Consider the following 24,592-nt stretch of genomic DNA (forward strand, 5'->3'; position numbering starts at 1 on the left):
AGGCGAAGCGATCAGGCCTCGCGGAAGCGGTATCCAACCCCATAAAGCGTTTCGATCATCTCGAAGCTGTCATCGACCGCCTTGAACTTCTTGCGAAGGCGCTTGATATGGCTATCGATGGTACGATCGTCAACATATACCTGTTCATCATAAGCTGCATCCATCAGCGCGTCACGGCTTTTCACGACACCGGGGCGCTGCGCCAGGGAATGCAGGATGAGAAATTCGGTGACCGTCAGCGTCACCGGCTCGCCCTTCCAGGTGCAGGTGTGGCGTTCCTGGTCCATGACGAGTTGACCGCGTTCCAACGATTTCGCCTGCTGGCCAACCGGCTTCACCGTGCCGTCGCGTGCCGCAACGCGGCGCAGAACCGCCTTGACGCGTTCGACGAGGAGCCGCTGCGAGAACGGTTTGGTGATGAAATCGTCGGCGCCCATCTTCAACCCGAAAAGCTCGTCGATCTCGTCATCCTTGGAGGTCAGGAAGATGACGGGCAGGTCGGATTTCTGGCGCAGGCGGCGCAGAAGCTCCATGCCGTCCATGCGCGGCATCTTGATGTCGAAGATCGCGAGATTGGGCGGACGCGCCGTCAGGCCGTCCAGCGCCGAGGCGCCATCGGTGTATGTCTCGACCCGATAACCCTCCGATTCCAGCGCAATGGAAACCGAGGTCAGAATGTTGCGGTCGTCGTCAACGAGCGCAATCGTCTGCATTGCTGGTATCTCCCTCATGCGGCGCCTCTCCTTAAACGTCAAACAGTCGGCAATATGATTTCGGTCGACGCGCTTGTGCAGGACAAATTAGGTACAAAATGTGGCATAGCATTTTTCCTGCCATGAAAACAAATCTTGCGACAACATACCCGCGAGGGTTGCTGATCCACACTATCTTCCCGCTATAGGTATTATTAAACGATTTAATTTTTTTTGAGGATTTTTAAATCGATTATTTATTTGAAATCATTCGGCTTTTCTGTTGTCAAAAATCCAGGCTGGTCATTTTGGACATTTCCAGTTCCTCAAAGGACAGCCCTTCATCAATTTTTTCGACAGAATGGCGGAGAGACAATGAAAGAGACCGGTATCCGCAATGCGGCCGCTTCCATCAAAAGTTCAGGGCTGAAGGATATCTCAGCGGTCTTTTATAATCTCGGACCAGCACAGCTTTACGAGGAATCGATCCGCCGTAATGAGGCGGAGCTTACCGCCCATGGCGCGCTCGTCGCCCGTACCGGCCAGCATACGGGCCGCTCGGCGCAAGACAAGTTCATCGTGCGCGACGCCGATACCGACCCTCATGTCTGGTGGGACAACAACAAGGCGATGAGCCGCGAGGCTTTCGAGGCACTTCACGCCGATTTCGTCGAGCAGACCGGGGGCAAAGAGCTTTTCGTGCAGGATCTGATCGGCGGGGCCGATGCGAATTATAGCCTGCGCACCCGTGTCATTACCGAATATGCCTGGCATTCCCTGTTCATCCGCAATCTGCTGATCCGCCCCAGGGAAAGCGAGCTTGTTTCATTCGTGCCTGAAATGACGATCATCGACCTGCCGTCCTTCCGCGCCGATCCGGCACGCCACGGCTGCCGCAGTGAAACAATCATCGCAGTGGATCTCACCCGCATGATCGTGCTGATCGGCGGAACCTCCTATGCGGGCGAAATGAAGAAATCCGTTTTCACTGCGCTCAACTACGTCCTGCCGCCCAAGGGTGTCATGCCGATGCATTGCTCTGCCAACGAGAGCGCGGATGGTGACACGGCGGTGTTCTTCGGTCTGTCCGGCACCGGCAAGACGACGCTTTCCGCCGATCCGAGACGCACGCTGATCGGCGATGACGAGCATGGCTGGGGCGCGCAGGGCGTCTTCAATTTCGAGGGCGGCTGCTACGCCAAGACCATCCGGCTCTCGGCGCAAGCGGAGCCGGAAATCTTCGCCACGACGCGGCATTTCGGTACGGTGCTGGAAAATGTCGTGCTCGACCAGAACCGTGTGCCGGATTTCAACGATGGGTCACTGACCGAGAATACACGCTGCGCCTATCCCCTGGATTTCATCCCGAACGCCAGCGCCACAGGCAAGGCTGGCCAGCCCCGCAACATCATCATGCTGACGGCGGATGCCTTCGGCGTACTGCCGCCGATCGCGCGGCTGACGCCGGCTCAGGCGATGTACCACTTCCTGTCCGGCTATACCGCAAAGGTGGCGGGAACGGAAAAGGGCGTCATTGAACCCGAAGCGACCTTTTCAACCTGTTTCGGCGCCCCCTTCATGCCGCGCCATCCATCCGAATACGGCAATCTCCTGCGCCGGCTCATCGCCGAGCACGAGGTCGATTGCTGGCTGGTCAACACCGGCTGGACCGGCGGCACTTACGGCACGGGCAGCCGCATGCCGATCAAGGCGACGCGCGCGCTTCTGACTGCCGCGCTCGACGGCTCGCTGAAGAACGCCGAATTCCGCACCGATCCGAATTTCGGCTTCGTCGTGCCGGTTTCCGTACCCGGCGTCGATACGGCCATTCTCGACCCGCGTTCCACCTGGTCCGACAAGGCGGCCTATGATGCGCAGGCCGCAAAGCTGGTCGCAATGTTCGTCGCCAATTTCGAGAAGTTCGAAAGCCATGTCGACGGCGAGGTGAGGGGAGCGGCCCCCGGCCTGGCGCTCGCCGCCGAATAGGGGCAGGAACAGGGGAGGAGGAGGCCCGGCGGGAGACCGCCGGGTTCTTTTATTTCCCCGATTTGCCCTGCCGCACAGAGAGATATTCCGGGCGGATCTGCTATATATGATGCCATCATGGAACAAAACCGCCGCCTGATCCGCATCAATGCACGCATCTTCATCCACGAGGACGACCTCGAGGAGACGTTCATTCGTGCGGCGGGGCCCGGCGGGCAGAACGTCAACAAGGTCTCGACCGCCGTGCAATTGCGGTTCAGGGCCACGCAGGCGGGACTGCCGGACGAGATCTTTCAGCGTCTTGTCAAGCTTGCCGGGCAACGCGCCACCAAGGACGGCGACGTCCTCATCGAGGCCAGCCGCTACCGCACGCAGGAGCGAAATCGCGAGGATGCGCGCAAACGCCTCGTCACGCTGATCGCCGAAGCCGCCGAACCGCCACCGCCGCCGCGTCGGAAGACCAAACCTTCAAAAGGTTCCGTCGAACGGCGTCTCAAGGCGAAATCCGGCCGTTCCGATATCAAGAAGATGCGCGGACGGGTTACGGGCGATTAATGTTATGGGTAGCTGCTTCTTCCCATTTGGGGATTTAAGTGCGAAAATTACCTGCGATTCATTTGCAACGACCAAGGAGATCGGAAGATGAGCATATTCGACTTTGTCAAATCTGTTGGAACCAAACTGGGCTTGGGCGATGGTGCACCGCAGGCCGGCGATTTGAAGAAGGAACTCGATTCGCACGATCTCGGCACCAAAGGTGTGCAGGTGAGCGTCGACGGCGACAAGGCGGTCCTGAAAGGCGATGTGAAGGACCAGTCGACTTTTGAAAAAGCGGTTGTCGCGGTCGGCAACTCGCTCGGTGTTTCCAAGGTCGAGGCATCTGATTTGAAAGTCGGCGCCGGCGCGCCCGCTCAGACGCCGGTCCTCTATACGGTCAAGAGGGGCGACAATCTCTGGAAAATCGCCGAAGCGGAGTATGGCAAGGGCAATGGCGCGAAGAACAATCTCATCTTCGAGGCCAACAAGCCGATGCTGACCGATCCGAACAAAATTTATCCGGGTCAGGTGCTCCGCATTCCTCCGCTGAGCTGATTGAGATAGACAATAGGCGAATTGGCGCGGATTCACCGTAATTCGCGCCAACATCGACCGGGCATGTGAGCTTTTACGCATCATGACGGATTTGCCGACCGGCCTGCGTTATCTCCCGGATCATTTCGATCGAACCGGGCAGGAAGCGCTGGTCGAGGCGATCCGAAAAATCGTTGTGGAAGCTCCGCTCTTCATCCCGGCCATGCCGAAGACCGGCAAGGAAATGAGCGTTCGCATGACCAATTGCGGTCCGCTCGGCTGGGTGACGGACAAGCAACGCGGCTATCGCTACCAGTCAATGCATCCGGTAACCGGACGGCCATGGCCTGAAATCCCTGATATGCTGCTGGCGCTCTGGCACGACGTTGCCGATTATCCGCATCAGCCGGAAGCCTGCCTGATCAATTTCTATTCAGGTTCCGCGAAGATGGGTCTGCATCAGGACAGCGACGAAAGCGAATTCGATGCGCCGGTGGTTTCCGTCTCGCTCGGCGACACCTGCCTTTTCCGGGTGGGCGGCACGAAACGCGGAGACGGAACGCAATCCTTCCGGCTGAAGAGCGGCGATGTCGTCGTGCTCGGCGGCGAGGCGCGGCTTGCCTTTCATGGCGTCGACCGCATCTATCCCTCCACCTCGACCTTGCTGAAAAACGGCGGACGGATCAATCTGACCATGCGCCGGGTGACGAAGCCCTAGGCGGTTCCTGTTTTGATGGAATCATCTAGCCTTAAATCATCCCGCACCGCCGGAACTGTGGAGATGACGAGGCCGCTGTTGCTACAGTTGGAACGCTGCCATCGTAAGGCCGCCACCGTCAAGATTGAGGAATGCCTGAACGCATCGTTTTCGTCTGAAAATGAACTGCCTTAAATTTTCCTCAACGCCACTTCCTCGACCAGATGGTCGTTGCCTTTGCGCAGGATCAGGTCGGCGCGCGGGCGGGTCGGCAGGATGTTCTCTTTCAAATTCTTCAGGTTGATGTTGTTCCACAGCCCTTCGGCGATGGAGAACGCCGCTTCCTCGGAAAGCTGGGAATAGCGGTGGAAGAAGGATTGCGGATCGCGGAAGGCGGTTTCGCGTAACCGCATGAAACGGTCGGCATACCATTTGCGGATCTGCGCGGTTTCCGCATCGATATAGATCGAGAAATCGAAGAAATCGGAAACGAAGGGCACCGTCTTTCCATCTTCAGGGAGATCACGGACCTGCAAAACGTTGATGCCTTCGAAAATCAGGATGTCGGGGCGATCGATGACGACATATTCATCCGGCACCACGTCATAGGTCAGATGCGAATAGACCGGCGCGCGGACATTGCTCATCCCCGCCTTGATCGAGGAGAGGAAGCGCAGGACGGCGCCGACATCGTAACTATCGGGAAAACCCTTGCGCTCCATCAAATTCTCGGCGCGCAGGACGGCGTTCGGATAGAGAAAGCCGTCGGTCGTCACCAGGTCGACCTTGGGGCTCGAGGGCCAACGGGCGAGGAGTTCCTTGAGGACACGCGCCGTCGTCGATTTTCCGACCGCCACCGATCCGGCGATGCCGATGATGAACGGCGTCTTCACCGCGTCGTCCATATTGAGGAATTGCTGGCGCTGGCGGAACAAAAGCTGGCTCGCCTCGACATGCGCCGAAAGAAGCCGCGACAGCGAGAGATAGATGCGCCGTACTTCGTCGAGATCGATCGGATCGCCCAGCGAGCGCAGCCGCTTGACCTCGTCATAGGTGAGCGTCAGCGGCGTGTCGGCGCGAAATTCCGCCCATTCCTCCGCTGAAAACAGGCGATAGGGCGAATATTTGCTGGGGCTAAGCTGATCCATGGATTCCCACATAGGCCGCGCAAACCTCTCAGGAGGCTTTTCGTCCGGCCTTTTCCTCAAGGCCGGATTGCGCGGTGCGTCGTTCCAGTTCAGCCAGAACGGTCGAAAGGTCGACGCCGGAAATCTTCCAGACGACCATGAGGTGATAGAGGAGATCAGCGCTTTCGGTGACGACGCCCTTTTTATCGCCGGATACCGCGGCGATCACCGTTTCGACGGCTTCCTCGCCCAATTTTTGACTGGCCTTGCCGATGCCCTTGGCGATCAGGCTCGCGGTATAGGACGAACCGTCCGTTGCAGCGGCGCGCTCCGCCACGATGCGCTCCAGATCCTTCAGGGTGAAATCGGTCATCTGTCCTCCCGGCCGGGCCTGGCCGCGCTCGGTTAAGGCATTGATCATACGGCCGGATCGAGCCGCATTGGAATTCCGGCTTCCGCCATATAGCGCTTCGCCTCACCGATCGTATAGGTGCCGAAGTGAAAAATCGATGCGGCGAGAACCGCCGTAGCGTGGCCGTCGCGAATGCCTGTTACCAGATCATCGAGACCGCCGACACCGCCGGACGCGATGACCGGCGCGCGGACGGCATCGGCAACGGCCCGCGTCAGCGCGATATCGTAGCCGGCCTTGGTGCCGTCGCGGTCCATCGAGGTCAGCAGGATCTCTCCCGCGCCGAGATCGACAACCCTTTGGGCAAAATCGATCGCGTCGATACCCGTCGCCTGGCGTCCGCCATGGGTGAATATCTCCCAGCGGTCCGTCTCACCGGGCCCCGAAACCTTCTTGGCGTCGATCGCCACGACGATGCACTGATTGCCGAATTTGTCCGCGGCCTCGGCGACGAATTCCGGATTCTTCACCGCCGCCGTATTGATCGATACCTTGTCGGCGCCGGCCAGGAGCAGCTTGCGGATATCGGCAACGGCGCGTACCCCACCGCCGACGGTCAGCGGCATGAAACATTGCTCCGCCGTGCGCGCCACCACATCGAAGATCGTTTCGCGATTGTCGGAGGAGGCGGTGATGTCGAGAAAGCAAAGTTCGTCCGCGCCCGCGGCGTCATAAGCCTTCGCCGCCTCGACCGGGTCACCGGCATCGATCAGATCGACGAAATTGACGCCCTTGACGACGCGGCCGTCCTTCACATCAAGGCAGGGGATGACGCGGGCCTTGAGGGTCATGCCGCACGCTCCTTCGCCTGGCGCAACACCGTCAATGCTTCCTCAGGATCGATGCGCCCGTCATAAAGGGCGCGGCCGGAGATGGCGCCTTCGAGTTTCCTTGCATCGGGCATGGTCATGCGCCTGATGTCTTCGATCGAGGCGAGGCCGCCCGAGGCGATGACGGGGATGGAAACAGCATCGGCCAGCGCCAAGGTCGATTCCCAGTTGATGCCGGCCAGAACGCCGTCGCGGTCGATATCGGTATAGATGATCGCCGCGACGCCTGCGCCCTCGAATTTCTTGGCAAGCTCGATGACGCGGAGTTCGGAGGCTTCAGCCCAACCCTCGACAGCGACCTTGCCGCCCTTGGCGTCTATGCCGACGGCGACCTTGCCGGGAAATGCCTTGCAGGCCTCGATGACCAGCGCCGGATCGCGCACGGCGACGGTGCCGAGGATGACGCGCGCCAGCCCCTTCGACAGCCAGCTCTCGATGTGCGCAAGCGTGCGGATGCCGCCGCCAAGTTGCACCGGGTTCTTCGTCGCCTTGAGGATCGCCTCGACCGCCGCGCCATTGACGCTCGTTCCGGCAAACGCGCCATTCAGATCGACCACATGCAGCCATTCGAAACCCTGGTCCTCGAAGGCCTTCGCTTGGCTCGCGGGGTCAGTGTTGTAGACGGTTGCCTGCTCCATATCGCCGAGCTTCAGGCGCACGCACTGGCCGTCTTTCAAATCGATGGCAGGAAAGAGGATCATGGTTTCCACTTCAGGAAATTGGCGATCAGGGCCAGGCCGAGCGCCTGGCTCTTTTCGGGGTGGAATTGCGTCCCCGCCAGATTGTTATGCGCGACTGCAGCGGTGATCGGGCTGCCGTAGTCGGCCGTCGCCAGCACATCATCAGGATTTTCGGCGTCGAACATGTAGGAATGGACGAAATAGGCGTGCAGCCCGTCCGCTCCGGTCCTGATGCCGTCGAACAGCGGATGCGAATGTTTCACGTAAATCGTGTTCCAGCCGATCTGCGGAATCTTCAGCGTCGGGTCCGACGGCGTCATCTCTCGGACATCGCCCTTGATCCAGCCGAAGCCCTCGGTGATCGTCTTTTCCAGCCCGCGTGACGACATCAGCTGCATTCCGACGCAGATGCCGAGGAAGGGGCGGGCCCTTTCGATCGCGACTTCCTGCACCGCTTGCGTCATATCCGGCACGGCATCGAGCCCGCGGCGGCAATCGGCATAGGCGCCGACACCCGGCAGGACGATGCGGTCCGCCGTCCGCACCCGTTCGGCATCGGCGGTAAGCTCGATTTGCGCGCTGATGCCGCTTTCACGCGCGGCGCGCTCGAAAGCCTTCGTCGCGGAGCGCAGATTGCCGGAGCCGTAATCGATGATGGCGACACGCACGGTTCAATTTCCCCTGGGATAGCCGACGAGGCCGACCGTTCCGCCCGGCCGTGGGGGGGTGGGCATGGCTCTGCGTTCCACTGGCTTGCCAGCGGCAGGAACCACGGCCGGTGCGTCGTTGCTGGAACCGCTTTCCGCGAAATAGCGGATTTCGGCTTCGGCCCGGTCGGTCGCCTCGATCACGCCTTTTTCGACGTAACCACGGCGGCGGAGCGCAGCGACGCGCCAATTGCTGGCTTCCAGCGCGACCAGTATCGAAACCAGAAGCGACAGGACGGCGACGGCGCCGCCAAGATTCCAGTAATCACCGACAAAGCCCAGCGCTACGGCTACAGCCAGAACGAGCGCCGCCTCGAACCACAGGCGATGGATCAGGAGCCATATGAAAGGCAGGATGAACGCCAGGAGAGAAAATCCGTCGCGGACGAAAAGCGTGCGTTCCGCCGGGTTTGTCCCGGCTTTTTCAGGCGGTTCCATGATGATGAAGCTTGCCATGATCAGCCCTTCAGCGTCCCCTTTGTCGAGGGGATCACGTTCATCTGGCGCGGATCGGCCTCGATCGCCGCCCTGAGCGCGCGCGCCACCGCCTTGAAGCATGTTTCGGCGATATGGTGGTTGTTGGCGCCATAATGATTGGTCACATGCAGCGTGATACCGGCGTTCTGCGCCAGCGCATGGAAGAATTCACGCACCAGTTCGGTATCGAACGTGCCGATCTTGGGCGCCGAGAACTCCACCTGCCAGACGAGAAACGGCCGGCCCGACACATCGAGTGCGGCGCGCGTCAGCGTCTCGTCCATGGCAAGGTCGATCGAGGCATAGCGCATGATGCCGCGCCGCTCGCCCAGCGCCTTGGCGACGGCCTGCCCGATGGCGATGCCTGCATCTTCCACCGTGTGGTGATCGTCGATATGCAAATCACCCTTGGCGGCGATCTTCATATCGATCAGCGAATGGCGCGAAAGCTGCTCCAGCATATGGTCGAAGAAGCCGACGCCGGTGGATATATCGAATGCACCGGTGCCGTCCAGATCGACCGAAACGGCGATGCTGGTTTCCTTGGTCGTCCGTTCGACCGACGCAACGCGGTCGCTGCTCGAGGCCATGATCATTCCCGCTGCCAGTTCACCTAGTGATCCGCGTTCTAGAACAGGTCGCGGATTTTGCCAAACGCTTTGATGGAGCAAGATGAACGGCAGCAGTTTGCATTTCGTTCATCCGATCATACATAAATTGCGAATACCGGGCATGGATTGCGCATAAGGGGTCCGCATTGTCGCCGCTCAAGGGGCATGAGGGACCTGCTACAAGGAGTTTTCATATGATCGAACACAATCCCACCACCATTTACGGCACGACCATCGTCACCATCCGCAAGGCTGGCCGCGTGGTGATCGCGGGCGACGGGCAGGTTTCGCTCGGCCAGACGATCATGAAGGGCAATGCCCGCAAGGTGCGCCGCATCGGCAAGGACAATGTGATCGCCGGGTTCGCAGGCGCCACCGCCGATGCCTTCACGCTTCTCGAAAGGCTTGAATCCAAGCTCGAACAATATCCCGACCAGCTGATGCGCGCCTCCGTCGAACTCGCCAAGGATTGGCGCACCGACCGTTATCTGCGCCGCCTCGAGGCGATGATGCTCGTCGCCGACAAACAGGTGACGCTGGCGCTGACCGGCACGGGCGATGTCCTGGAACCGGAACACGGGGTGATGGCGATCGGCTCGGGTGGCAATTATGCGCTCGCCGCGGCGCGCGCGCTCATCGATACCGATACGAGCGCCGAGGAGATCGCCCGCAAGGCGATGCAGATCGCGGCCGATATCTGTGTCTACACCAACGGCAACGTCATCATCGAAAGTCTTGATGCCGAATGATCGGCATGAAAGACGGGCGCGAATGATTGCGGCGTGCGGCGCTGACCTCAAGCCGATCTTTCCGGCGCGCCTCACAGGATTTCATCTCACGGCAAGGTTACCTATATGGTTGGTTATGCACCCTTGTCGGCAAGATCATCCGCGATAGCCTAAACTCTCAACCTGATCATGCTGCTGCATCCGTTCCACACCATGAGGCAGCAGCGAATTGGAACTTTGAAACCATGACAACATTTTCTCCCCGCGAGATCGTTTCCGAACTCGACCGCTTCATCATCGGGCAAAAAGACGCCAAGCGCGCCGTGGCCATCGCGCTGCGCAACCGCTGGCGCCGGCAGCAGCTCGAAGGGCAGATGCGCGAAGAGGTCATGCCGAAGAACATCCTGATGATCGGCCCGACGGGCGTCGGCAAGACGGAGATATCCCGCCGCCTGGCCAAGCTCGCCGGCGCGCCCTTCATCAAGGTCGAAGCGACGAAATTCACCGAAGTCGGCTATGTCGGCCGCGATGTCGAACAGATCATCCGCGATCTGGTCGAGGTCGCCATCGGCCTGGTGCGCGAGAAGAAGCGCGAGGAGGTCAAGGCCAAGGCGCATCTCAACGCGGAAGATCGCGTGCTCGACGCGCTCGTCGGCAAGACGGCGAGCCCAGCCACGCGCGACTCGTTCCGCAAGAAGCTGCGCGACGGCCTGCTCGACGACAAGGAGATCGAGGTCGAGGTCGCCGACACCGGTTCCGGCATCCCCAATTTCGAGATACCGGGAATGCCGGGCGCCAATATCGGCGTGCTCAATCTCGGCGACATGCTGGGCAAGGCGATGGGCGGGCGCACCAAGATGCGCAAGACGACGGTAAAGGAATCCTACGGTCTGCTCATCAACGACGAATCCGACAAGCTGCTCGATCAGGAACAGGTGGTGCAGGAAGCGTTGCGCTCCACCGAAGATGACGGCATCGTCTTCCTCGACGAGATCGACAAGATCGCGGCGCGGGATGGCGGCGGAGGTGCAGGCGTCTCGCGCGAAGGCGTGCAGCGCGATCTCCTGCCGCTGGTCGAGGGCACCACGGTCGCGACGAAATACGGTCCGATCAAGACGGATCACATCCTGTTCATCGCATCGGGCGCGTTCCATGTGTCCAAACCCTCGGACCTTCTTCCCGAGCTTCAGGGCCGCCTGCCGATCCGCGTCGAACTCAGCGCCCTGACACGCGAGGATTTCCGCAGCATCCTGACGGAAACGGAAGCAAGCCTGATCAAGCAGTATATCGCACTGATGGCGACGGAAGAGGTGACGCTCGAAATCACCGACGACGCCATCGACGCTCTCGCCGATATCGCGGTCGATCTCAATTCCAGCATCGAGAATATCGGTGCCCGGCGGCTGCAGACCGTGATGGAACGGGTGCTGGACGAAATTTCGTTCTCCGCCCCCGACAAGACGGGCAGTTCGTTCGCCGTCGACGCGAAATATGTTCGCGAAAGGATCGGCGATCTCGCCAAGAATGCGGATCTATCGCGTTTCATACTGTAAGAAGAAGCGGTTCTACAAGAAGAACGGGTGCGGGCGAAGCAGACAATGCCTCTGCGATCGCACTGAACTGTGTCTTTCCGGCATCGTTTGAAACTAATTGCAAAACCCCCTCGACTCGCGCGAGGGGGTTTTCTATTTTCCGACAACCTCCTGCAACCGAATTCCGGGCCGAAACCGGGCATACTCCTTGGGGCTGACCACGCAAACATGAGAAGCCGACTGAACGTCATCGCCGGCATGGGCCTTCTTGCCGCGACTATCTTTCCGATCGCCTTTTGCGAGACGGCGAGCGCGGCCATTCTCGTGCCGCCGGGCAACAGGCATGTGGAGCAGCCGAACATTCCCGGTGCATCCGCCAAACGCACGCGTGCCCTGAAGACCACCTACGAAGCCAAATACCGCAAGATCTACAATCTCTTGAAAACCGACGGGCGGCTCCGCACGAAGATCAAAAGCACCGCTGCCGCCTATGGCCTGGATCCGATCCATATCGCCGGCGCCATCGTCGGCGAGCACACCTATAATGTCGATGTCTATGACCGGCTGCAGACATATTACGTCAAGGCGATGGCCTATGTGCGCCAGGGCGTGAGCTTCGACTACAAGGGCGAGTCGATCGGCGCATTCGTCAAAAAGCCTGAATTTTCGGTCTGCTCGCAATTCAGGGACAGCTATTCGCTCTGGGATTGCCGGGAGAATGTCTGGAACGCCAAATTCCGCGGCAAGACGGTGGATGGCAGGTCCTATCCCAACAATCGCTTCAGCGCCGTCTTCTTCCAGCCCTTCTATGCCGGGCAGACCTTCGGCCTCGGCCAGATCAATCCGCTGACTGCATTGCAGATGTCGGACATGGTGAACCGCATTTCAGGCCTTCCCAAGCTCGATGCCGATGGCGGTAACGTGGTCTACAAGACAATCATGGATCCCGATCTGACGCTGCCCTATGTCGCCGCGACCTTGAAGCATGCAGTCGATGCCTACCGGCAGATCGCCGATTTCGATATTTCGAAGAATCCCGGCATCACCGCCACGCTCTACAACACCGGTGGTGCCGATAGCCGCGCGCGCGATCTCGCCAGAAAGAACGCCAGCCGCAAGGCCGCCGGCGAGGAACCGCTCCTGCCGCAGGAAAACTATTATGGCTGGTTGGTGAACGACAGGCTCGACGAATTGAAGACCTTGTTTTAGAGGCGAATGCTCTTGCGCCGCTTCTTCGCCGCCTTGACCTGATCGGTCAGGGAGAGGATCGTCTCGCGGTCGATCATGCGGATGCCGGAAGCGATGAGATTGGCGAGCTCGGTGGCTTCCGGCGACAGGCCGGCCGTATCGATCACCACACGCGGATGGGAAATCATCGCCAGTTGCTGCAGTTCCTCGGCGTCGTCCCAGATGATGTTGAAATAGGTGATGATCCGCTGCAGCAGATCCCAGGTCGGCTGGCCACGGCGGCCATGCTCCAGCGCGGAGAGGTAGGCCGCCGAAACGCCGATTTCCGCGGCCATCTGCTTTTGCGAGATATTGCGCTCCTCGCGCAATTCGCGCAGGCGTTTTCCAAACGGCGTCATAACAGCGTCATGGCTCCTTCATCCCCAGATCCCCCATCACTATACGGCGGAGACGGACATAGAGCGCGCCATGCCCGCCATGATGCCGCGCGGCATCCTCATAGGCGCTGACCAGGATGCGGAAAGCGGGTGTCGAAAACCAGTGCGGCACCGCCTGGCGCAATATGCCCTCGCTACGTGAAGAAGCGCCCTTGCCCGTGATCACCAGCACATGGCGCAGGCCACGCCCCCGCGCATCGAGAAGAAAGCCGTAGAGAAGGTCATGCGCCTCGCGCTGCGTCAAACCATGCAGATCGATGCGCGCTTCGATATAGAGCCTGCCCTTGGCAATCTTGCGATGTGTGGTCCGGTCGAGCGGATGGAGCGGAAGCGGCTCGCGCGGTTTTAGCGCCTGCTTCGCGCTCGAGCCGGAGGTCAGGACAGGGGCGGTCTTTTGAACTTTCGGTGATGTGGTCGGCTCGCGATCGCCGATTTCCGCCTCCCAGAGATCGAAATCATCCGGTGTCCTGGGCGGATTGCGGCGCTGCGGTTTCAGCTTTCGGGCTGTGCGTGCGACGGTTTCCCATAGAATGCGGTCTTCCGGCCGTAGCGGATCCCGCTCCGGGCCGGGCAATTCGTTCGACGTATTTTTCGGTGATTTGTCGCGGGGCGTCATGATCTCACCCCTCTATCAGCGCACGCGGCACCAGCGCATAAAAATCAGCCCTGTTGCGGATCACGCCGGCAATCTCGCCCGCCGCATCGCCCGAACCGGCGAAAAGATCGCCGCGTGCGGGTCCGACGATAGCCGAGCCGGTATCCTGGGCGATCATCAGACGGCGAAAGCCGGCAGTGCTGCCGCGATCGAAAGCCTGCAGGTCCGGCGCATCGATGAAGAACGGCGTGCCGAATGTGTGGAGCAGACGATCGACGGCGATGGAGCGCCCCGGCGTCAGCGGCACCTTGGCGGCAGCGATCGGACCGAGTTCCGGTTCCTCGACGGGAGCCTCACGAAAGAAGATATAGGAGCGGTTGCGCCGGAGGATTTCGTCGATGCGATGCGGATTTTTTCGGAACCAGGCGCGGATCGACTGCATGGTCACATCGCGCTCGGGCAATTCGCCCAGTTCGATCAATATCCGGCCCGGGCCGGTGAAGGGGTGGCCCGACTTGGCGGCATAGGTGATGCGCCTGAGAGTGCCATCCGGCATGTTGAGCCGCGCCGCGCCCTGCACATGGGCAAAGAACGCATCGACCCGGTCCTCAACATAAGCGATTTCGAGGTTCTGACCGTCGAGCGCCCCGGTCTCGATGGCGCGGCGGTCATGATATTGCATCAATCCGTTTTCGCTTTGACGGGCAAAAGCGAAGGATGGATCGATATGTGCCGGACGGCTGCGATCATCCAGTTCGATGAGATCGTCGGGCTTTCGATGAACGGGAATGCAAAAACCATCCGTTTTTACCGGAGATGCGGCAATTTCCGGCTCGTAAAAGCCTGTTACGAAGCCGTTTTCACCGCTTTCCGGCTGCAACAGGCAGGCAAGGAAATGCGTTTCGAAGAAATACCTTGCAGCGCGCCCATCCCCTGTCGCGTCGGCAGAACGTTCACGCGCGGCGGCGAAAACCGGCGCCAAGGATTCGAAGGTGATGCCCAGGCTGCCGCTGCGATAAGGCTTCTCCAGAACCCTGGACGCCGAACGGCGGAATGCCGCGAAAGCGGCTGCATGATCGTCCTCGGCCCAACCGGGACAATCCGCATAGGTGACGGGCCTGAAAAGCCTGGACAGCATCGTCAATGCCTGCTTCCGTTCGGGGCCGCATATGCCCGATGGAGATCAATCCTCGGCTTCCGTGGCCACAAGTCTCCAATTGGGATCGCGGGAGCGGGTATCGCGCGCGAATGTCCAGACATCCTTGATCTCGGCCACGGTATCCGGATCGCCATCGATGAGCTTGCCGTCCTTGTCCAGCGTGGCGGAGATCAGCTGGCTGACGATACGCGCCGTGACATGAGCCTCGCTGCCTTTCATCTCGGCACCGACGATATCGGCCTTGTCTATTCCGACGAAGGAGGAATTGACCTTTTCGCCGCGGGCCTCGCGTTCGGTGATGGCGGAAACAAACCCGTCATAGACGTCCTTTGAAAGGAGAGTCTTCAGGGCCTTGCGGTCGCCATCGGCAAACGACATGACGATCATCTCATAGGCCATCTTGGCGCCATCGACAAAGCCCACCGGCTCGAAGGACGGATCGGCGGCGCGAATCGCGCGCAAGCCCTCATTGAGCGGCGTCCCCACCGGTGAGACAGCATCGATGCTGCCAAAATCCTTTTCGGCCGTATCTGCCCGCCGTGGCAGGGCGACGACATTGTCACCGTTGGCGGCCGGCTTTTGGGCGTCCTTGCCACGGGCGGAATAGGGATCAAAAGGCGGCCGCTCGCTCCCGGTGCGGCGGCCGAGGACATTGCGTAGCTGGAGAAAGATGATCACCGCCGCTACGAAGAAAAAAATCGTCCCGAAATCGAAGAATTCCATACCATCTGCCAATCATGGGGATGTGAACCAATGCGTGCGATTCATCATCGAAATTGCAACTAAGCTTGAAAAACATATAGTTCGGCAAGGTGAATCATTCAAATGCCGATCTCCAGTTCATATCTAGAGGAAAAAGAAGGATTCGCCTTCGAAAAAATTGGATTTTTTCAACCGAAAGGTCGGTTTCGCGTGCCATCTTCTCTCATTCCGCTTCTCCTCCTGGCAATGCCATTCGTGGAAATTGCGGGTTTTGTGATCGTCGGCAGTCATATCGGCGTCCTTGCTACCCTCGCATTGGTGGTGCTCAGCGCCATGCTCGGCTTCTTTCTTCTGCGCGTGCAAGGGTTCGGCCTGCTGCAGAGGATCAGGGCGGAAGCGGCGGCCGGCCGGGTTCCCGACCGGGAACTGGTGCATGGCGCGATGCTGGTGCTTGCTGCGATATTACTGATCATTCCCGGCTTCGTCAGCGATATTTTCGGACTTCTGCTGTTTATCCCGCCGCTCCGCGATATCGTGTGGCGGCAGCTTTCGCGCAGCGGCGTCATCGTCACGACGGGCGGCACCGGCTCGACGCGATACGGGCGTGGCTATGACGAAGGCAAGAAACCAAGCGATCGGGCTCCAGGTAATCAGGGGAAAAATCGGGAGGGCGACCGGGTCATCGACCTTGATCCGGAAGACTATTCGCACAAGCCGGACCCCAACTCACCGTGGCGCGGTGATGACAATAAGGAATAAACCTTTGGTTGCATGTCGTTAAAAATACACCCTCGTAACTTCTTGCCTAGCCGGGCCACACATGCTAGCCAACCGCATTCACTTCAAGGCCGCGACGGTCATTCAAAAGAGAAGGTCTTCCGACAATGGCAAAAACGCCAAGCGAAACAACAGCAACGGGTGGCGAAGCAAAGAACGGCAACGGCGCTGGCGGCGAACCGTCGCTGAACATCCTGGCGCAGTATGTGAAGGATCTTTCCTTCGAGAGCCCCGGCGCGCCGCTTTCGCTGCGTCCGCGCGATAAGGCCCCGTCGATCAACATCAATGTCAACGTCAATACCAATCCGATCGCTGAAGGCGATTTCGATGTCGTGCTGACGCTGAACGCACAGGCGGGCGAGGACAAGGACGTTCTGTTCAATGTCGAGCTCGTCTATGGCGGCGTCTTCCGCATCCAGGGCGTCCCGCAGGAGCATATGCTGCCTTTGCTTTTCATCGAATGCCCGCGGCTGCTTTTCCCATTCGCGCGCCAGATCATTGCCGAGGCGACGCGCAATGGCGGTTTCCCGCCATTGATGATCGATCCCATCGATTTCGCGCAGATGTTCCAGCAGCGCATGGCCGAGGAACAGGCCAAGGCGGCGGTGAAGAGCTGACGTCTCACTGAGATCAACTCAAGCAGGCGGGATGATTTCCGCCCGCTGCCATTCCAGCTCATAGAAAAGCCCGGCGATGCCGGGCTTTTCTATTGGAAACTGTCGTAAATGGGATTTAGAGCGGCGGCTGTTTTGATGGAACGCTGGATCTGGAGCCGTTCTGCACCATTGAGGCAATGGAGATGGTGAAAATATGATTACCATACCGACGGAACGAGAGTTTGAAAGTGAAAGGCTCTATTCCGTAATGTCGAATTTTACCCAGATCGCTTTCGACCCGATCTTCTCAACGAGCGCGGCATGGGCAGCCTCCTGTATCGGCGAAAGGCGAGAAGGCAGCGGCTCGGGCCTCGCCTCGATGATGACGATGGTTTCGTCGCTCGCTCCGCCGCCACGTCCAGAACCGCGCGTGTCGCTGGCGATGGTCAAGCCGAGCGCGGCCTGCTTTCCTCCGATCAGCTCGATATAGACTTCCGCCAGAATCTCCGAATCGAGAAGCGCGCCGTGAAGCGTGCGATGGCTGTTGTCTATGCCGTAACGCCGGCAAAGCGCATCGAGCGAATTGGGGCCCATCGGATGCCGGCGCCGGGCCAGCGACAGCGTATCCACGACCCGATCGTTTGGTATAGCGGGCTGGCCTATGCGCTCCAGTTCGGTGTTGATGAAGCCCATATCGAACGTGGCGTTATGGGCGATCAGCTTGGCGCCATCGAAAAAATCCAGAAAATCATTGGCGATTTCGGCAAAGGTCGGCTTGTCCGAGAGCTGCTCATTGCTGATGCCATGAACCGCGAGAGCCTCGGGGTGGACGGCGCGGCCTTGCGGATTGATGAAGACATGGAAGGTGCGGCCCGTCGGGAAACGATTGACGAGCTCGACGCCGCCGATCTCGATAATGCGGTCCTCGAGCCGGTCGAGACCGGTCGTTTCAGTATCGAAAACGATCTCCCGCATGTTCGGGCCTTTCAAAAAGAATCAATGCGCCCAGATTCACCTGACGTAGCGCTGCACGCAAGCGCCATGATGGTTTATCCAGCGGCCTCTGCCTTCAACCGGCGGATAATCGCCACCACCTGACCGCGCGCGGCATCCAGGCCCTTGCCGGTATCGACGATGAAATCGGCGCGGGCACGTTTTTCGGCGTCCGGCACTTGACGGGCAAGGATGGCGTCAAGCTTGGCTTCGGTCATGCCCGGCCTTGCCAAGACGCGCCGGCGCTGCACCTCGAGCGGGGCGGAAACGACGACCACCTTGTCGACACGGTTCTCGCCTCCCGTCTCGAAGAGAAGCGGAATGTCGAGGACCGCCATATCCGCACCGGCGTTCCTGGCATTTTCCAGAAATGCCCGTTCTTCCTCGCGGACGAGCGGATGCACGATTGTCTCGAGCTTCCCGATTGCGTCTGGTTGCCCCAGGACGGCGGCCGACAGTTTTTCCCTGTCGACTTCGTTGGCGCGTGTCGTGCCGGGGAATGCGGCCTCGATCAACGGAACGGCGCGGCCCGAATAAAGCCGATGCACGGCCTCGTCGGCGCTATAGACGGGAATGCCGGCGTCCGCGAACATCTGCGCCGTCGTCGATTTCCCCATGCCGATCGAACCGGTCAGGCCGAGAATGATCACTTGGCGATCTCTTGCTGCGTCGGCAACGGCTTTGCCATATCGGCCAGAATATGCGCGCGCAATTCCCCCGTCACCTCAGGACGCACGCCGAACCAATGTTCGAAGCCCGGCACCGCCTGATGCAGCAGCATGCCGAGACCGTCGACGGTCTTCAGACCGGCATCCCGGGCGAGCTTGAGAAAGGGCGTTTCGAGCGGGGTATAGACGATATCGGTGACGATCGTGCTTGGATCGGCTTTCGACAGGTCGAGCGCAAGTTCGCTTTTGCCATGGCCTTCCATGCCGAGCGGCGTGGTGTTGACGATGACACCCGATGTCCCGACCAGATCCTGCGCCGCGCTCCAGCCATGCGCCGAAACGCCCGGACCGAAATGGTCGGCCATCGCCTGAGCACGCGCCAGCGTGCGGTTGACGATATGGATATGGCTGAAACCGCGGCTTTTCAGGGCATGCACGATGGCACGGCTGGCGCCGCCGGCGCCAAGCACGAGTGCGGTATCCGCATTGTCCCATCCGCCGGCATATTCATCGAGATTTGCGGCAAAGCCAAAGGCATCCGTGTTGCCGCCATAGAGCCGGCCACGCTCGAACCAAAGCGTATTGACCGCGCCGATGGCCTCAGCGGCACCGTCATGAGCCTCGCAAAGAGCGAAGGCGGTTTCCTTGTGCGGGATGGTGACATTGCCGCCAGCATATCCGTTCTCCTGCAGCGAGGAAACAAACGCCGGAAAGGCTTCGGGCGTGGTTTCGACAGCCATATAGGATCCTTCCAGACCATCGGTCTTCAGCCAGAAGCCATGGATCAGCGGCGAACGGGAATGCTTTATGGGGAAGCCGGTGACAAATGCCCTGATGGTTTCAGCCATCGATCGCTCCCAGCTTGCGCAATTCGGCGAGAAGCGGCAGCATCGGCAATCCGACGATGGTGAAATAATCGCCGTCGATCTCTTCGAAGAGTTGCAGGCCTTCGCCCTCGACCTGGTAAGCACCGACGCTCGAAAGGGCGATATCCCCGACGCTGGCCAGATGGCGGCCGATAAAGGCCGGCTCGAGGGTGCGCATCGTCATCCGTGCCACGCCGACATGCCGCCAGATCGTTTCTTCGCCGCGCACCAGAACCACCGCGCTGTTGAGATTATGGGTTTTTCCCGACAGTTTCAGGAGATGCCGGCGCGCGGCTTCCATGTCGGCAGGCTTGTGGAATATCTCGTCATCCAGCGACAATGTCTGGTCGCAGCCGATGACCAGGGCATCGGGATGATGGCCGCCGACATTGAGGGCCTTTGCCTCGGCCAGGACCAGCGCGATATCTTCCGGCGCGGCGCCGGTGTCGTGCAGTGCCGCTTCAACCGCCCGTTCGTCGATCTCCGCTGCTTCGGCCAGAAAGGTGATGCCGGCATTTTTCAACAAGGCGGCGCGAAACGGACTTTTCGATGCCAAAATGATCGGTGTGGTCATGATATCCTGCAATTCCCTCGTGGAAACCGACCAAAATTGCTCTTTGAAGCGTCATCTTTTCCGAAAATCGGGTCTTATTTTTCGGGATTACGCTCTAGTTACCGGCTGCGCGGGCGAAGGGCAAGAATGGCGGCGGCTGTTTCTTCGATCGAACGGCGCGTCACATCGATGATCGGCCAGCCATGGCGGGTACAGATATTGCGTGCATAGGCAAGTTCCTCAGCGATATTGGCGCGGTCGGTATAGTGGTCGACGTCATATCCGGGCGACGATCCCAATATCCTGTTTTGCCGGATTTGAGAGATACGTTCCGCCGTGGCGACCAATCCGACGATCAACGGCCTTGTTGCGGCGGCCAGCGCCTCGGGAATGGGAATGCCCAGGATAATCGGGATATTGGCCGTCTTGACGCCGCGGTTGGCGAGATAGATGCTCGTCGGCGTCTTGGAGGTGCGCGAAATGCCGATGAGGATCACATCGGCTTCGTTCGTGTCGAGCGGAAGCTGCCCGTCATCATGCTCCATCGTGAAATTCAGCGCATCGATGCGGCGGAAATAATCGGCATTCAATACATGCTGGGCGCTGGCGCGGCGATGCGCCGGCGCGCCGAGATAGGATTGAAACGTCGTCAGTACCGGTTCGAGTACGGAAACCGAGGGTACACCCATCGCAGCGCAGGATTCATCGATCATAGCGGCAAGCTTCTGATCGACGATCGTGTAGAGCACGATGCCCGGCTCCGCATCGATATCGTCGAGTACCTTGCGCAGCTGTTTCTCAGTCCGGATCAGCGGATAGATATGCTCGATCGCCCGTGCATTGGCATATTGGGCGGCTGCCGCACGCCCCGCCGCCAGGAGAGTCTCTCCGGTCGCATCAGAAATCAGATGAAGATGAAAGTAGGAAAGCGGTCTGGTCACAGGTTTTTGTCATCCCTGTTGATGGCTGTGCGTAAATCGCACCTGTCGGAGCACAGGGATGACAGCGATGGGTAAACTTGGCAAGTCATCCACAATGGGCAGCCTTGTGTGAAATTACCCGGGAGGCATGTGGAAGAACCCTCTGATTTTGGGTTCTTAGATGCTTATGCGTGATTTTTCCACAGATTGACACGAGATTTTATGGTTACAAGCTCATGATTTTGCTGACTGAATTCGCTTGTCATTGCTTTTTGAAGCTTGATGGGCAATTTATCCCGAACGAAGCTGCAATCGCATCTTCCTGTGGGGAAATGGCTGTCATGTGTTAATCCCCTGAACAAACAGACTCTAAGAATTAGAAGAATCCAAAATTCATAAATTTCTTTTTTGAAAGAGGCTGGGGATACTACAGCGCCTTGCGTTCTTTAGGACGGGCAAAGGACGCTAGAGGTTTTGAATCGGCGCACCGTGCTTTCCGAAAACCAGAATCGGTTTTCGAGCCCATGCGCCAGCGTAGGACGGGATGATGGCACGCAAGGTGTTGAGGGTGATCGGTGGCGAGACGGTGTTTCCACCACCGATCTGGATGATGCGGCAGGCCGGCCGGTATCTGCCGGAATATCGGGAAGTCAGGCAGCAGGCGGGAAGCTTCCTCGAGCTCTGCTATTCGCCCGACCTCGCCGTCGAGGTGACTTTGCAGCCCATTCGCCGGTTTGGCTTCGATGCGGCGATCCTGTTCTCCGATATTCTGGTGGTGCCGCACGCGCTCGGCCGCGATCTCCGTTTCGAGGAAGGACGTGGCCCTGTCATGACGCCGATCGATGCGGAAGAGATATTCTGGCTGGAAAGCGGGGGCGCCGCAAAACGGCTGGAGCCGGTCTATGAGACGGTTCGGCTCCTGCGCTCGGCGCTGCCCGATGAAACGACCCTGCTTGGCTTCTGCGGAGCGCCCTGGACCGTTGCGACCTATATGATCGCTGGTCACGGGACACCGGACCAGGCGCCGGCCCGATTGTTCGCCTATCGTCATCCCGATGCCTTTCAGAAGCTGCTCGATGATCTCGCCGACGTTTCGGCGGAATATCTGATCGGGCAACTGGATGCCGGCGCGGATGCCGTGCAGATCTTCGATTCCTGGTCCGGGGTTCTCGATGAGATCTGCTTCGAGCGGTTTTGCGTGAAACCGGTGGCGCGGATCGTCGAAAAAGTACGCGCGGTCCATCCAGAGGCGCTGATCATCGGTTTTCCCAAAGGGGCTGGAGCACTTTACGCGCATTATCGCGAGAAGACCGGCGTCGACGTACTCGGGTTGGATTGGTCGGTTCCCCTGTCGTTTGCTGAAAAGCTGCAGCAGCACGGAGCCGTGCAGGGCAATCTCGATCCATTGCGGGTCGTAGCGGGCGGAGCAGCGCTCGACGAAGGGGTAGACGCGATCCTGGAAACATTGGGAAGCGGACCGCTGATCTTCAATCTTGGGCATGGCATCACGCCCAATGCACCGATCGAGCATGTCGAGCGCATGGTCGCCCGGGTTCGCGCTCAGGGCGGGGGAGGCGGGGGATGAGCAGCCAGCCGGAGAAAAACTTTGTTGCCTCAGGCGGAAAGGTGGCACTGCGCGCGGTCGTTGCGATCGCGATCGTCGGTGCCGGGCTGGCGCTGATGTTTCACGTGAATCCCGCTGTCGCCTATCCCTGGGTCAAGGCCATTCACGTCATTGCCGTCATCTCATGGATGGCGGGCATGCTCTATCTGCCGCGGCTTTTTGTCTATCATTGTGACGCGGAACCGGGTTCGGTGCAGTCGGAAACCTTCAAGGTGATGGAGCAGCGGCTTTTGCGGTTCATCATCAATCCCGCCATGGTGGTGACCTGGATCATGGGGCTGTGGCTGGCGTGGAAGATCTTCGGTTTTTCCGGCGGCTGGCTGCATGTCAAGCTGGTGGCGGTCATCCTGCTTTCAGCCGTTCACGGCTATTTTTCCAAGGCGGTCCGGTTATTCGCGGCTGATAAAAACGAGAAATCGGCGCGTCATTGGCGCATGGTCAACGAGATTCCGACCGTTTTGATGGTGATCATCGTCATCATGGTGATCGTGAAACCGTTTTGAGTTCAATTTGCCTCTCATGAGCCAAAGTTGGTACTTGCCCTTGGGCTTTTGAGAGGTTATGTGTAAACCCTCTTCCCTCCGGAAATGCAGACTTGTCGATGCCAGCCGTGAATTTCATGGCCATCCTTCCGAACAACTGCTCTTTTCCCTTCCCAATTTTGAATGAGTTCCGCACACATGCAGGAAATGAAACTACAAGAATTAAAGAGTAAAACGCCGGTGGATCTGCTGGCTTTTGCGGAAACGCTGGAAGTCGAAAACGCCAGCGTCATGCGCAAGCAGGAACTGATGTTCGCCATCCTGAAGAAGCTTGCTTCCCAGGAAGTCGAGATCATCGGCGAAGGCGTGGTCGAAGTGCTGCAGGATGGTTTCGGCTTCCTGCGCTCGGCCAATGCCAATTATCTGCCAGGTCCTGACGATATCTATATTTCTCCCTCGCAGATCCGCCGTTTTTCGCTGAAGACCGGCGATACGGTCGAAGGACCCATCCGTGGACCGAAGGAAGGCGAACGTTATTTCGCACTTCTCAAGGTCAATACCATTAATTTCGAAGACCCCGAGAAAATCCGTCACAAGATCCATTTCGACAATCTGACGCCGCTCTATCCCGACGAGCGCTTCAAGATGGAACTCGAAAATCCGACGACCAAGGATCTTTCCGCCCGTGTCATCGATCTCGTGGCGCCGCTCGGCAAAGGCCAGCGCGGCCTGATCGTCGCTCCGCCGCGTACGGGTAAGACCGTTCTTCTTCAGAATATCGCGCATTCCATCACGGCAAATCACCCGGAATGCTATCTGATCGTTCTCCTGATCGACGAGCGTCCCGAAGAAGTCACCGACATGCAGCGTTCGGTAAAGGGCGAGGTTGTGTCCTCGACCTTCGATGAGCCGGCGTCGCGCCATGTCGCGGTGGCGGAAATGGTGATCGAGAAGGCCAAGCGCCTGGTGGAGCATGGCCGCGACGTGGTCATCCTGCTCGATTCGATCACTCGCCTCGGCCGCGCCTACAACACCGTCGTGCCGTCATCGGGCAAGGTCCTGACGGGCGGTGTGGATGCCAATGCGCTGCAGCGCCCGAAGCGTTTCTTCGGTGCCGCACGTAATATCGAGGAAGGCGGTTCGCTGACGATTATCGCGACCGCGCTGATCGATACCGGCAGCCGCATGGATGAAGTGATCTTCGAAGAGTTCAAGGGCACCGGCAATTCGGAAATCGTCCTTGACCGCAAGGTTGCGGACAAGCGGATTTTCCCTTCCATGGATATTCTCAAATCCGGTACGCGCAAGGAGGACCTCTTGGTGCCGCGCCAGGATCTGCAGAAGATCTTCGTGCTTCGCCGTATCCTTGCGCCGATGGGAACCACCGATGCGATCGAGTTCCTGATCGACAAGCTCAAACAGACGAAGAACAACGGCGAGTTCTTCGATTCGATGAATACCTGACAAGAGTGAAGCGCTGCG

Annotated in this window: 28 protein-coding genes and 1 pseudogene; 12 read left to right on the forward strand and 17 right to left on the reverse strand. The window is 59.2% G+C overall.

What is annotated here, in order from left to right; translation table 11 throughout:
* Positions 1 to 11 precede the first annotated feature (11 nt).
* Positions 12 to 731, reverse strand: coding sequence for a response regulator transcription factor (locus C5748_RS07100; RefSeq protein WP_199194729.1), 720 nt, complete (start codon positions 729 to 731; stop codon positions 12 to 14).
* Between the two features lie 336 nt (positions 732 to 1,067).
* On the opposite strand from C5748_RS07100, the gene C5748_RS07105 reads away from it, so the two are divergent.
* The 4 genes from C5748_RS07105 (at position 1,068) to C5748_RS07120 (ending at position 4,467) form a co-directional block, all read left to right on the forward strand.
* Positions 1,068 to 2,678: a phosphoenolpyruvate carboxykinase gene (locus C5748_RS07105; protein ID WP_105741232.1), complete on the forward strand. Its 1,611-nt coding sequence runs from the start codon at positions 1,068 to 1,070 to the stop codon at positions 2,676 to 2,678.
* A 117-nt stretch (positions 2,679 to 2,795) separates the two neighbouring features.
* On the forward strand, positions 2,796 to 3,233 hold the full coding sequence (gene arfB, locus C5748_RS07110) for an alternative ribosome rescue aminoacyl-tRNA hydrolase ArfB (protein ID WP_105741233.1): 438 nt from the start codon (positions 2,796 to 2,798) through the stop codon (positions 3,231 to 3,233).
* Between the two features lie 87 nt (positions 3,234 to 3,320).
* Positions 3,321 to 3,770, forward strand: a complete 450-nt coding sequence (lysM, locus tag C5748_RS07115; protein ID WP_105741234.1) for a peptidoglycan-binding protein LysM — start codon at positions 3,321 to 3,323, stop codon at positions 3,768 to 3,770.
* 82 nt (positions 3,771 to 3,852) lie between these two features.
* Complete coding sequence (locus C5748_RS07120) at positions 3,853 to 4,467, forward strand: alpha-ketoglutarate-dependent dioxygenase AlkB family protein (RefSeq protein WP_105741235.1); 615 nt, start codon at positions 3,853 to 3,855, stop codon at positions 4,465 to 4,467.
* A 170-nt stretch (positions 4,468 to 4,637) separates the two neighbouring features.
* Here C5748_RS07120 and coaA read toward each other — a convergent pair whose 3' ends face one another.
* Genes coaA through hisB form a run of 7 tightly spaced genes read right to left on the reverse strand, consistent with a single transcriptional unit; the run spans position 4,638 to position 9,269 of the window.
* Complete coding sequence (coaA, locus tag C5748_RS07125; RefSeq protein ID WP_199194730.1) at positions 4,638 to 5,606, reverse strand: type I pantothenate kinase; 969 nt, start codon at positions 5,604 to 5,606, stop codon at positions 4,638 to 4,640.
* Between the two features lie 16 nt (positions 5,607 to 5,622).
* Positions 5,623 to 5,946, reverse strand: coding sequence for a phosphoribosyl-ATP diphosphatase (locus C5748_RS07130; RefSeq protein ID WP_105741390.1), 324 nt, complete (start codon positions 5,944 to 5,946; stop codon positions 5,623 to 5,625).
* A gap of 44 nt (positions 5,947 to 5,990) precedes the next feature.
* Positions 5,991 to 6,776, reverse strand: coding sequence for an imidazole glycerol phosphate synthase subunit HisF (hisF, locus tag C5748_RS07135; protein WP_105741236.1), 786 nt, complete (start codon positions 6,774 to 6,776; stop codon positions 5,991 to 5,993).
* A complete protein-coding gene (gene hisA, locus C5748_RS07140; RefSeq protein ID WP_105741237.1) occupies positions 6,773 to 7,516 on the reverse strand; it encodes a 1-(5-phosphoribosyl)-5-[(5-phosphoribosylamino)methylideneamino]imidazole-4-carboxamide isomerase in 744 nt (247 codons plus the stop codon). The genes hisF and hisA overlap by 4 nt, the downstream gene beginning before the upstream one ends.
* A complete protein-coding gene (hisH, locus tag C5748_RS07145; RefSeq protein ID WP_105741238.1) occupies positions 7,513 to 8,163 on the reverse strand; it encodes an imidazole glycerol phosphate synthase subunit HisH in 651 nt (216 codons plus the stop codon). The genes hisA and hisH overlap by 4 nt, the downstream gene beginning before the upstream one ends.
* 3 nt (positions 8,164 to 8,166) lie before the next feature.
* Positions 8,167 to 8,658, reverse strand: coding sequence for a DUF2628 domain-containing protein (locus tag C5748_RS07150; RefSeq protein WP_158259822.1), 492 nt, complete (start codon positions 8,656 to 8,658; stop codon positions 8,167 to 8,169).
* 2 nt (positions 8,659 to 8,660) lie between these two features.
* Positions 8,661 to 9,269, reverse strand: a complete 609-nt coding sequence (gene hisB / locus C5748_RS07155; protein WP_105741391.1) for an imidazoleglycerol-phosphate dehydratase HisB — start codon at positions 9,267 to 9,269, stop codon at positions 8,661 to 8,663.
* Positions 9,270 to 9,484: 215 nt separating this feature from the next.
* Here hisB and hslV point away from each other — a divergent pair, with 215 nt between their 5' ends.
* The 3 genes from hslV to C5748_RS07170 all read left to right on the forward strand — a co-directional run bounded on the left by hslV (position 9,485) and on the right by C5748_RS07170 (position 12,759).
* Positions 9,485 to 10,039 carry an ATP-dependent protease subunit HslV gene (gene hslV / locus C5748_RS07160; RefSeq protein ID WP_105741240.1) on the forward strand — a complete coding sequence of 185 codons (555 nt, stop codon included), beginning with the start codon at positions 9,485 to 9,487 and terminating at the stop codon, positions 10,037 to 10,039.
* Between the two features lie 224 nt (positions 10,040 to 10,263).
* Positions 10,264 to 11,571, forward strand: a complete 1,308-nt coding sequence (gene hslU / locus C5748_RS07165; RefSeq protein ID WP_105741241.1) for an ATP-dependent protease ATPase subunit HslU — start codon at positions 10,264 to 10,266, stop codon at positions 11,569 to 11,571.
* Positions 11,572 to 11,808: 237 nt separating this feature from the next.
* Positions 11,809 to 12,759, forward strand: coding sequence for a DUF1402 family protein (locus tag C5748_RS07170; protein WP_425350219.1), 951 nt, complete (start codon positions 11,809 to 11,811; stop codon positions 12,757 to 12,759).
* Here C5748_RS07170 and C5748_RS07175 read toward each other — a convergent pair.
* From C5748_RS07175 to C5748_RS07190, 4 genes and pseudogenes are all read right to left on the reverse strand, one after another.
* Complete coding sequence (locus C5748_RS07175) at positions 12,756 to 13,136, reverse strand: helix-turn-helix domain-containing protein (protein WP_105741243.1); 381 nt, start codon at positions 13,134 to 13,136, stop codon at positions 12,756 to 12,758. The two genes, C5748_RS07170 and C5748_RS07175, sit on opposite strands and share 4 nt — an antisense overlap.
* A gap of 7 nt (positions 13,137 to 13,143) precedes the next feature.
* Positions 13,144 to 13,497, reverse strand: a pseudogene (locus C5748_RS29420) (Smr/MutS family protein); the annotation flags it as partial.
* 298 nt (positions 13,498 to 13,795) lie between these two features.
* Positions 13,796 to 14,908 carry a murein transglycosylase A gene (gene mltA, locus C5748_RS07185; RefSeq protein ID WP_105741245.1) on the reverse strand — a complete coding sequence of 371 codons (1,113 nt, stop codon included), beginning with the start codon at positions 14,906 to 14,908 and terminating at the stop codon, positions 13,796 to 13,798.
* A gap of 45 nt (positions 14,909 to 14,953) precedes the next feature.
* The gene (locus C5748_RS07190) at positions 14,954 to 15,652 is read right to left on the reverse strand and encodes a Tim44/TimA family putative adaptor protein (protein WP_105741246.1); all 699 of its coding nucleotides are present in this window, start codon (positions 15,650 to 15,652) and stop codon (positions 14,954 to 14,956) included.
* Between the two features lie 189 nt (positions 15,653 to 15,841).
* Between C5748_RS07190 and C5748_RS07195 the strand changes: the two genes are divergently transcribed.
* Both C5748_RS07195 and secB read left to right on the forward strand, forming a co-directional pair.
* Complete coding sequence (locus C5748_RS07195) at positions 15,842 to 16,390, forward strand: FxsA family protein (RefSeq protein WP_105741392.1); 549 nt, start codon at positions 15,842 to 15,844, stop codon at positions 16,388 to 16,390.
* A gap of 125 nt (positions 16,391 to 16,515) precedes the next feature.
* Positions 16,516 to 17,025, forward strand: a complete 510-nt coding sequence (secB, locus tag C5748_RS07200) for a protein-export chaperone SecB (protein ID WP_105741247.1) — start codon at positions 16,516 to 16,518, stop codon at positions 17,023 to 17,025.
* A gap of 237 nt (positions 17,026 to 17,262) precedes the next feature.
* Here the strand turns inward: secB and dnaQ are convergent, their stop codons facing one another.
* The 5 genes from dnaQ to C5748_RS07225 all read right to left on the reverse strand — a co-directional run bounded on the left by dnaQ (position 17,263) and on the right by C5748_RS07225 (position 21,025).
* On the reverse strand, positions 17,263 to 17,979 hold the full coding sequence (dnaQ, locus tag C5748_RS07205; RefSeq protein ID WP_105741248.1) for a DNA polymerase III subunit epsilon: 717 nt from the start codon (positions 17,977 to 17,979) through the stop codon (positions 17,263 to 17,265).
* Between the two features lie 74 nt (positions 17,980 to 18,053).
* A complete protein-coding gene (coaE, locus tag C5748_RS07210) occupies positions 18,054 to 18,647 on the reverse strand; it encodes a dephospho-CoA kinase (protein WP_105741249.1) in 594 nt (197 codons plus the stop codon).
* A complete protein-coding gene (locus C5748_RS07215; protein ID WP_105741250.1) occupies positions 18,644 to 19,513 on the reverse strand; it encodes a shikimate dehydrogenase in 870 nt (289 codons plus the stop codon). Before C5748_RS07215 ends, coaE begins: the two co-directional genes overlap by 4 nt.
* Complete coding sequence (locus C5748_RS07220) at positions 19,506 to 20,105, reverse strand: Maf-like protein (protein ID WP_105741251.1); 600 nt, start codon at positions 20,103 to 20,105, stop codon at positions 19,506 to 19,508. Before C5748_RS07220 ends, C5748_RS07215 begins: the two co-directional genes overlap by 8 nt.
* Before the next feature lie 98 nt (positions 20,106 to 20,203).
* Positions 20,204 to 21,025: a pyruvate, water dikinase regulatory protein gene (locus C5748_RS07225; RefSeq protein ID WP_105741252.1), complete on the reverse strand. Its 822-nt coding sequence runs from the start codon at positions 21,023 to 21,025 to the stop codon at positions 20,204 to 20,206.
* Between the two features lie 526 nt (positions 21,026 to 21,551).
* Here C5748_RS07225 and hemE point away from each other — a divergent pair.
* The 3 genes from hemE to rho all read left to right on the forward strand — a co-directional run bounded on the left by hemE (position 21,552) and on the right by rho (position 24,574).
* On the forward strand, positions 21,552 to 22,589 hold the full coding sequence (gene hemE, locus C5748_RS07230; RefSeq protein ID WP_105741393.1) for a uroporphyrinogen decarboxylase: 1,038 nt from the start codon (positions 21,552 to 21,554) through the stop codon (positions 22,587 to 22,589).
* Positions 22,586 to 23,131, forward strand: coding sequence for a protoporphyrinogen oxidase HemJ (gene hemJ, locus C5748_RS07235; RefSeq protein ID WP_105741253.1), 546 nt, complete (start codon positions 22,586 to 22,588; stop codon positions 23,129 to 23,131). Before hemE ends, hemJ begins: the two co-directional genes overlap by 4 nt.
* 177 nt (positions 23,132 to 23,308) lie before the next feature.
* Positions 23,309 to 24,574: a transcription termination factor Rho gene (gene rho / locus C5748_RS07240; protein WP_105741254.1), complete on the forward strand. Its 1,266-nt coding sequence runs from the start codon at positions 23,309 to 23,311 to the stop codon at positions 24,572 to 24,574.
* Positions 24,575 to 24,592 lie beyond the last annotated feature (18 nt).

The organism is Phyllobacterium phragmitis, assembly GCF_002980495.1.
Taxonomy (GTDB): Bacteria; Pseudomonadota; Alphaproteobacteria; order Rhizobiales; family Rhizobiaceae; genus Paramesorhizobium; species Paramesorhizobium phragmitis.

Excerpts from the sequence above, each read along its gene's own strand:
- C5748_RS07100 (WP_199194729.1), bottom strand. The coding sequence starts at position 731 with ATGAGGGAGATACCAGCAATGCAGACGATTGCGCTCGTTGACGACGAC.
- C5748_RS07105 (WP_105741232.1), top strand. The coding sequence starts at position 1,068 with ATGAAAGAGACCGGTATCCGCAATGCGGCCGCTTCCATCAAAAGTTCA.
- arfB (WP_105741233.1), top strand. The coding sequence starts at position 2,796 with ATGGAACAAAACCGCCGCCTGATCCGCATCAATGCACGCATCTTCATC.
- lysM (WP_105741234.1), top strand. The coding sequence starts at position 3,321 with ATGAGCATATTCGACTTTGTCAAATCTGTTGGAACCAAACTGGGCTTG.
- C5748_RS07120 (WP_105741235.1), top strand. The coding sequence starts at position 3,853 with ATGACGGATTTGCCGACCGGCCTGCGTTATCTCCCGGATCATTTCGAT.
- coaA (WP_199194730.1), bottom strand. The coding sequence starts at position 5,606 with ATGTGGGAATCCATGGATCAGCTTAGCCCCAGCAAATATTCGCCCTAT.
- C5748_RS07130 (WP_105741390.1), bottom strand. The coding sequence starts at position 5,946 with ATGACCGATTTCACCCTGAAGGATCTGGAGCGCATCGTGGCGGAGCGC.
- hisF (WP_105741236.1), bottom strand. The coding sequence starts at position 6,776 with ATGACCCTCAAGGCCCGCGTCATCCCCTGCCTTGATGTGAAGGACGGC.
- hisA (WP_105741237.1), bottom strand. The coding sequence starts at position 7,516 with ATGATCCTCTTTCCTGCCATCGATTTGAAAGACGGCCAGTGCGTGCGC.
- C5748_RS07150 (WP_158259822.1), bottom strand. The coding sequence starts at position 8,658 with ATGGCAAGCTTCATCATCATGGAACCGCCTGAAAAAGCCGGGACAAAC.
- hisB (WP_105741391.1), bottom strand. The coding sequence starts at position 9,269 with ATGGCCTCGAGCAGCGACCGCGTTGCGTCGGTCGAACGGACGACCAAG.
- hslV (WP_105741240.1), top strand. The coding sequence starts at position 9,485 with ATGATCGAACACAATCCCACCACCATTTACGGCACGACCATCGTCACC.
- hslU (WP_105741241.1), top strand. The coding sequence starts at position 10,264 with ATGACAACATTTTCTCCCCGCGAGATCGTTTCCGAACTCGACCGCTTC.
- C5748_RS07170 (WP_425350219.1), top strand. The coding sequence starts at position 11,809 with ATGGGCCTTCTTGCCGCGACTATCTTTCCGATCGCCTTTTGCGAGACG.
- C5748_RS07175 (WP_105741243.1), bottom strand. The coding sequence starts at position 13,136 with ATGACGCCGTTTGGAAAACGCCTGCGCGAATTGCGCGAGGAGCGCAAT.
- mltA (WP_105741245.1), bottom strand. The coding sequence starts at position 14,908 with ATGCTGTCCAGGCTTTTCAGGCCCGTCACCTATGCGGATTGTCCCGGT.
- C5748_RS07190 (WP_105741246.1), bottom strand. The coding sequence starts at position 15,652 with ATGGAATTCTTCGATTTCGGGACGATTTTTTTCTTCGTAGCGGCGGTG.
- secB (WP_105741247.1), top strand. The coding sequence starts at position 16,516 with ATGGCAAAAACGCCAAGCGAAACAACAGCAACGGGTGGCGAAGCAAAG.
- dnaQ (WP_105741248.1), bottom strand. The coding sequence starts at position 17,979 with ATGCGGGAGATCGTTTTCGATACTGAAACGACCGGTCTCGACCGGCTC.
- C5748_RS07215 (WP_105741250.1), bottom strand. The coding sequence starts at position 19,513 with ATGGCTGAAACCATCAGGGCATTTGTCACCGGCTTCCCCATAAAGCAT.
- C5748_RS07220 (WP_105741251.1), bottom strand. The coding sequence starts at position 20,105 with ATGACCACACCGATCATTTTGGCATCGAAAAGTCCGTTTCGCGCCGCC.
- hemE (WP_105741393.1), top strand. The coding sequence starts at position 21,552 with ATGGCACGCAAGGTGTTGAGGGTGATCGGTGGCGAGACGGTGTTTCCA.
- hemJ (WP_105741253.1), top strand. The coding sequence starts at position 22,586 with ATGAGCAGCCAGCCGGAGAAAAACTTTGTTGCCTCAGGCGGAAAGGTG.
- rho (WP_105741254.1), top strand. The coding sequence starts at position 23,309 with ATGCAGGAAATGAAACTACAAGAATTAAAGAGTAAAACGCCGGTGGAT.